General features: G+C 69.8%; 11 protein-coding genes and 1 pseudogene. 9 read left to right on the top strand and 3 right to left on the bottom strand.

Annotated elements, in window-relative coordinates:
• The 5 genes from ACEQ2X_RS17995 to ACEQ2X_RS17975 form a co-directional block, all read left to right on the top strand.
• A partial coding sequence (locus tag ACEQ2X_RS17995) for a PIN domain-containing protein (protein WP_370327230.1) occupies window positions 1–196 on the top strand: 196 nt, incomplete at its 5' end.
• Window positions 197–551: 355 nt separating this feature from the next.
• Window positions 552–1,073: a DUF433 domain-containing protein gene (locus tag ACEQ2X_RS17990; RefSeq protein WP_370327229.1), complete on the top strand. Its 522-nt coding sequence runs from the start codon at window positions 552–554 to the stop codon at window positions 1,071–1,073.
• Between the two features lie 65 nt (window positions 1,074–1,138).
• Window positions 1,139–1,474, top strand: a complete 336-nt coding sequence (locus ACEQ2X_RS17985) for a type II toxin-antitoxin system RelE/ParE family toxin (RefSeq protein WP_370327228.1) — start codon at window positions 1,139–1,141, stop codon at window positions 1,472–1,474.
• Between the two features lie 9 nt (window positions 1,475–1,483).
• The gene (locus ACEQ2X_RS17980) at window positions 1,484–1,777 is read left to right on the top strand and encodes a helix-turn-helix domain-containing protein (protein ID WP_370327227.1); all 294 of its coding nucleotides are present in this window, start codon (window positions 1,484–1,486) and stop codon (window positions 1,775–1,777) included.
• Between the two features lie 112 nt (window positions 1,778–1,889).
• Window positions 1,890–2,096 (top strand): hypothetical protein, encoded by a 207-nt coding sequence (locus ACEQ2X_RS17975; protein ID WP_370327226.1) that lies wholly within the window; start codon window positions 1,890–1,892, stop codon window positions 2,094–2,096.
• 42 nt (window positions 2,097–2,138) lie between these two features.
• On the opposite strand, the gene ACEQ2X_RS17970 is transcribed toward ACEQ2X_RS17975, so the two are convergent.
• Together ACEQ2X_RS17970 and ACEQ2X_RS17965 are read right to left on the bottom strand one after the other, a co-directional pair.
• Entirely contained in the window at window positions 2,139–2,531 is a 393-nt protein-coding gene (locus ACEQ2X_RS17970) for a PIN domain-containing protein (RefSeq protein WP_370327224.1), read from the bottom strand.
• Complete coding sequence (locus ACEQ2X_RS17965) at window positions 2,528–2,758, bottom strand: AbrB/MazE/SpoVT family DNA-binding domain-containing protein (RefSeq protein ID WP_370327223.1); 231 nt, start codon at window positions 2,756–2,758, stop codon at window positions 2,528–2,530. Before ACEQ2X_RS17965 ends, ACEQ2X_RS17970 begins: the two co-directional genes overlap by 4 nt.
• Before the next feature lie 297 nt (window positions 2,759–3,055).
• Here ACEQ2X_RS17965 and ACEQ2X_RS17960 point away from each other — a divergent pair.
• The 4 genes and pseudogenes from ACEQ2X_RS17960 to ACEQ2X_RS17945 form a co-directional block, all read left to right on the top strand.
• A pseudogene (locus ACEQ2X_RS17960) lies at window positions 3,056–3,306 on the top strand (ArsR/SmtB family transcription factor); the annotation flags it as partial.
• Window positions 3,307–3,316: 10 nt separating this feature from the next.
• A complete protein-coding gene (locus ACEQ2X_RS17955) occupies window positions 3,317–3,682 on the top strand; it encodes a hypothetical protein (protein WP_370327222.1) in 366 nt (121 codons plus the stop codon).
• An 18-nt stretch (window positions 3,683–3,700) separates the two neighbouring features.
• Window positions 3,701–3,880 (top strand): hypothetical protein, encoded by a 180-nt coding sequence (locus ACEQ2X_RS17950; RefSeq protein ID WP_370327232.1) that lies wholly within the window; start codon window positions 3,701–3,703, stop codon window positions 3,878–3,880.
• 7 nt (window positions 3,881–3,887) lie between these two features.
• Entirely contained in the window at window positions 3,888–4,088 is a 201-nt protein-coding gene (locus ACEQ2X_RS17945) for a methyltransferase domain-containing protein (protein WP_370327231.1), read from the top strand.
• Between the two features lie 340 nt (window positions 4,089–4,428).
• Here ACEQ2X_RS17945 and ACEQ2X_RS17940 read toward each other — a convergent pair.
• A partial coding sequence (locus ACEQ2X_RS17940; protein WP_370327221.1) for a sensor histidine kinase occupies window positions 4,429–4,976 on the bottom strand: 548 nt, incomplete at its 5' end.

Below are 4,976 nucleotides of genomic sequence, written 5' to 3'. Positions count from 1 at the left end.
CATGGAGGAACGAGCTGAGCAGGTGCAGGCGCTGCTCGCCGATCGGGGCCATCACCGTGCACCGTCGATCCCGGACCTGCTGATCGCCGCGACCGCCGAGCTGACGGGTCTGACGATCCTGCACCTCGACAAGGACTTCGAGTTGATCGCCGAGATCACCGCGCAACCTGAGGAACGACTCGTCCTCAGCATGTGATCTGCGCTGCCGGCAACCCTGGCCGAGCAGCCGTTCTCACAGGACTGGCGGCCCGCAGATGCGGCGACTCCGTTGCCGGCCTGTAGGGCAACCTCTCGTGGGGGTTGTGCGTGTGCGAGATGATGGCTTCACTGACGACGGCAGAAGGGCTGGGGGTGGACGAGGCCTTCACCGAGGTCTACCGACGCGCCCATGCCGGCACCGTTCGTCTGGCCTGGGTGCTGTGCGCTGATGTGGCAGTCGCGGAGGAGATCGCCCACGACGCCTGGGTCGCAGCGTTGCGACGGCACCGCCGTCAACGGATCCGCGACATCGAGCCGTATGTGTGCCGGGCGGGGGTCAAGGCGCGGAGCCGATGGCATGGTCGTACCGCGATCTGGTGTTCCTGCGGTTGCTCGCGAGGATGCGCCATCACGGCGTGGACCGGGACCTCGCGTCGGCCCACGTCGCCAAGCTGCGCGAACTGCTCGCCCAGCCGGACTTCCAGCACACGAAGGTCCACATCGCCGGCGGCCTGATCATCGACGGGGAGGAGACCGACCTCCTCACCGGGCAGCAGGCGTTTGCCGAGGCGCTGGCCGTGCTCGATCCGTTCGACCTGACCGAACGTGTCGACGGCGTCAACGACCGTCCGACCCACGGGCCGGACTTGATCGAGCCGAGCACGTGGACGTACATCTCCCCGAGCGTCATGGGTGGTGAGCCCTGCGTCAGCCGGTCACGCATCCCCTCGGCCACCGTGGCCAGCCTCGTCCACGAACGCGATCTCACCGCGGCCAAGATCATCAGCCTGTACCCGCAGCTGACCGAGGAGGCGATCGAGGACGCGGTCGCGTTCGAAGCGGACCTGATGCACCGAGCGGCCGTCGCCGCGTAACCCTGGTGCGACTGCCACCGGCGAGACCCTTCCGGCCCGCTGCGAGCACCTATAGCATTGACGCTATGCCCTGGGGGACCGTCGAGCTGGAACCGGAGGTCACAGAGTGGCTGGCATCCCTCGTCGACAACGAGTTCGGTCAGGTGGAGCGTTACATCGATCTCCTGGCCGACGAGGGCGTGCACCTCACGGAACCGTTCAGCCGCCAGCTGAGTGGCAAGCTGCGCGAGCTGCGGTTCTTCCTGGGCCGTCGTCAGGTGCGCATCACCTACTACATCGCCACCGGGGCGCCGCATCGTGTTGCTGACGGTGTTCGCCAAGACCCGCGCACGCGAGCGCCGCGAGGTGCAACGGGCCGAAGCGGCCATGCAGCGGTGCATCGAACAGGGCCATGTCGCTGAGGAGGACCCATGACGACGAGGAAGAGCTGGGATGAGATCAAGGCCGCCCGCGCGGAAAGTCCGGAGCGTGGGCGGGGCTATGAGAAGGCAGGGCGGGCGATCCGCCTCGCCGGTGAGATCCGTGCCCTCCGTGAGGCGCGCGGTCTCAGCCAGCAACAGCTCGCGGAGATGGTCGGCACCACCCAGTCCGCCATCGCCCGCCTCGAGGGCGGCCACGTCTCCCCGAACCTCAAGACGCTGGACCGGATCGCTGATGCCCTCGGTGTCGAGCTGAGCCTCAGGTTCGTCGACCTCAGCGCCTGATCACTGCGCCGAAGGGCAGCTCTGGCTGAGCCGCCCCAGGGAGCCAAACAGGGAGCCAAGCGGACGACATCCCACGACACGCGGTGATGACTCAGGGAGCAAAGGCCTCGCCATGGCTGAGGGGTGGGTGGCGGCGCGTGTCGTCGACCTCACCGGGGGACGGGTCGACCCCGGCGACGGCGACGGCCTCCCGGCGGTCACGTCCGTCTGCGGTGACACGCTGTACTCCATCAGCCACGACACGACCGGAGAACCCCACCTCGCGGTGGCCGATGCCCTGGCCCGGCACTTCGGTTGCACACCCGGGGTTACCTGGTGACCGCCCGCGTGGGGGAGCCGCCCTACCGGGGGCCTGGATGCGTCAGCTGGTGCGGAGATCCTCGTACGACCACGGCGCTGAGGGCAGCAGCAGCTCAGGGTCACCTGTGAGCAGGGGGGCTTGGTGCTCGACTGCCGTCGCAGCAGCGAAGGCGTCGGCGTAGGCCATCGGGTGATCTGCCTTGATCGTCGCGGCAGCGAGCACGCGTTCCTCGTCTGGGACGTCCAGGTGAAGTCGCGGCCGCAGGTCACGCACGACCGACTGCGCCGCATCGTGGCCGTGCAGGCGTCGGACGATGTAGAAGACCTCGCCCAGGTTGATCCAACTCATCACCGGACTCATGTCGCCGTCCAACTCGGCCTGGACACGGGATGCGGCAGGCTCTGTGCCTTCCAGCAGTCGAAGGACCGCCCAGGAGTCGAGGACGACGGTCACCTGCGGTCCTCGCGCGTGCGGTCGGCCGCACGCTCGCGATCCAACTCATCGACGAGTGCGCTTCCGGCGAACCGGCCCTTGAGCGGTTGCGTGGACCGCATCGGCCGGACGGCGACGTGGTCGCCGTCACGCCAGAACGTGACCTCATCGCCCGGTTCGAGGCCGAACTCGTCACGGAGGTTCTTGGGGATGACGACCTGTCCCTTCGGGCCGACCTTGTGAGTCATACCTATTAGTATGACTCAGGTTGGCGGTCTGGCAACGCCGCACGCCTGCCGGGCTCTATAGCGCGCTGAGGAGGACCCCATGACGACGAGAAGAGCTGGGATGAGATCGAGGCCGCCCGCGCGGACAGCCCGGAGCGTCGGCTGAGGCCCCGCCCGTCAGTGCGTGAGCCCCCGAACGCGGGAACCAACCGTCCGCGATCGCCTGCGGCAGGAACGTCCCGGTCTAGCATCGCCATATGCCGATGATGGCGGCGCCTACCGATAACGAGACGACCCCGCTGAGCGCAAGCGGCGTGCCTGTTCCGGAGCCTGAGTGACCCCGTCCGCCTGGAGGTGCTCCGACTGCTGGCGACGGGCGAGCACCGGGTGGTGGATCTGACCCGGCGGCTCGGTCTGGCCCCGTCGACGGTGTCGGCCCACTGCGCGTGCTTCGCGATTGCGGGCTGATCACGTCCCGGCCGGAGGGTCGGGCGACGATGAACTCCCTGGCTGTGGGTGATGAGGTGCTGGCCGTGCTGGCCGCGGCGGAGGAGCTGCTGGCGGCGACGGAGCACGGCCGTGACGGCGACGAGCACGCAGGTGGAGGGGCCGGCACGGCGGGCGGTTCGACTCGAGCAGTTCACGATCGGCTACAACGTCGTCGAGGGGGTCGTCGCGGTCGCGGCTGGCCTGGCGGCCAGCCTCGTGTCGCTGGTGGGGTTCGGCATCGACTCGGGCATCGAGGTCGCCGCTGCCGGGGTGGTCCTGCACCGGCTGCTCGCGGAGCTCCGCGGCGGAGACGTCGACGAGGCCAAGGAGCGGCGTGCGCTGAGGTTCATCGCGCTGACGTTCTTCGCCCTGGGCCGCCCACGTGACCCCCGAGGGGTTTCCTGCGGCTGCTCGGCAACGAGACGCCCGACACGAGCGTGGTGGGGATCGCCCTGACGGGCGTCGATCGTCGTCATGCCGTGGCTGGCGTGGGCCAAGCGACGAGCTGGTGAGGCCATCGGCTCGCGGCTGGTGATCGCGGATGCGGCCGAGGCGCGGTTGTGCGCATGGTTGTCGGTGTCGACCTTCGCGGGGCTCGCGGCGTTCGCGCTGTTCGGCTGGACGTGGGGCGGTCGGGGCCTCCCGGTTCGCTGATGCGGCGATCGCGTCCTTGCGGCTGGCGGCGGGCGACACCGTGGTGGACCTGGGCACGGGAACGGGTCGGAACCTGCGGGTGCTCGCCGGGGCCGTCGGGCCGACGGGGCGCGTCGTCGGTGTCGACCTGTCCCGAGGCGATGCTCGCTCGTGCCCGTCGGCGGGTCGACCGTGCGGGTGTGCGAGACGTGGAACTCGTCATCGGTGACATCGCGGAGTACCGGCTGCCGGAGGGGACGTCGGCGGTGATGGCGTCCTCGTGGAGATGCCGCCCGACTACGGCGACGTGATCCGCCGGCTGGTCGGAGAGCTCCCGGCCGACGGACGGATCTCGGTCACGGGCCTGCGGGACCCGGAGGGCTGGCCGAAAGTGGCTGGTCCGGTTGTCGTCGGCGCTCAACCGGCGCTTCGGGGTCTCAGAGGCCTACCGGGACACCGCCAGTGGGAGGCGGTCCAGGCCGCGACCTCCGACACCAGGTGCGAAGACACCCTGCTCGGAGGTGTCTACCTGGCCGCCGGGCACCGTCCCCGGCCGTTCCCGGTGACGGTCATCCGGCGGGAGTGGATCGTGGTAGGCGAAGGGTGAAGCGGGCGCCGCCGGCGGCGTTGGAATCGACGGTGAGCGTGCCGCCGTGGGCGGTGGCGAGCTCCGTCGCGACGGCCAGCCCGATGCCAGACCCCCCGGCTGCCTTGCCGAGCTCGCCCTGGGAGAACCGCTCGAACAGGTGGGCGGTCTCGTCGGGTGGCACGCCCGGGCCGTTGTCGTCGACCAGGAGCTCCGCGATCCCGTCGCGGGCCCGGGTGGTGACGGTCACCCGACCCCCCGGCGGGGTGAACTTGATCGCATTGCTCAGGAGGTTCAGCGCCACCTGGTGAAGCCGGTCGGGGTCGCCCTGGACCGGCGCGGTGGTGAACTCGGTGTGGACGTCGAGGTCAGCGTCCACAGCCGGGGTCTGCACCGAGGCTGCTGCCCGGGCGGCGACGTCGGCGAGGTCGACGGGCTCGTGGCGCATGGTCAGCCGCGCGGCGTCGGCTGCGGCGAGGGTCTCCAGATCGCCGACAAGGCGGGTGAGCCGGACGATCTCGTCGTGGAGGG

This window comes from Euzebya sp., assembly GCF_964222135.1.
In the GTDB taxonomy this organism is placed as follows: Bacteria; Actinomycetota; Nitriliruptoria; order Euzebyales; family Euzebyaceae; genus Euzebya.
The sequence above is the reverse complement of the archived record's forward strand: the minus strand, read 5'-3'. Positions and strand labels throughout refer to the sequence as shown.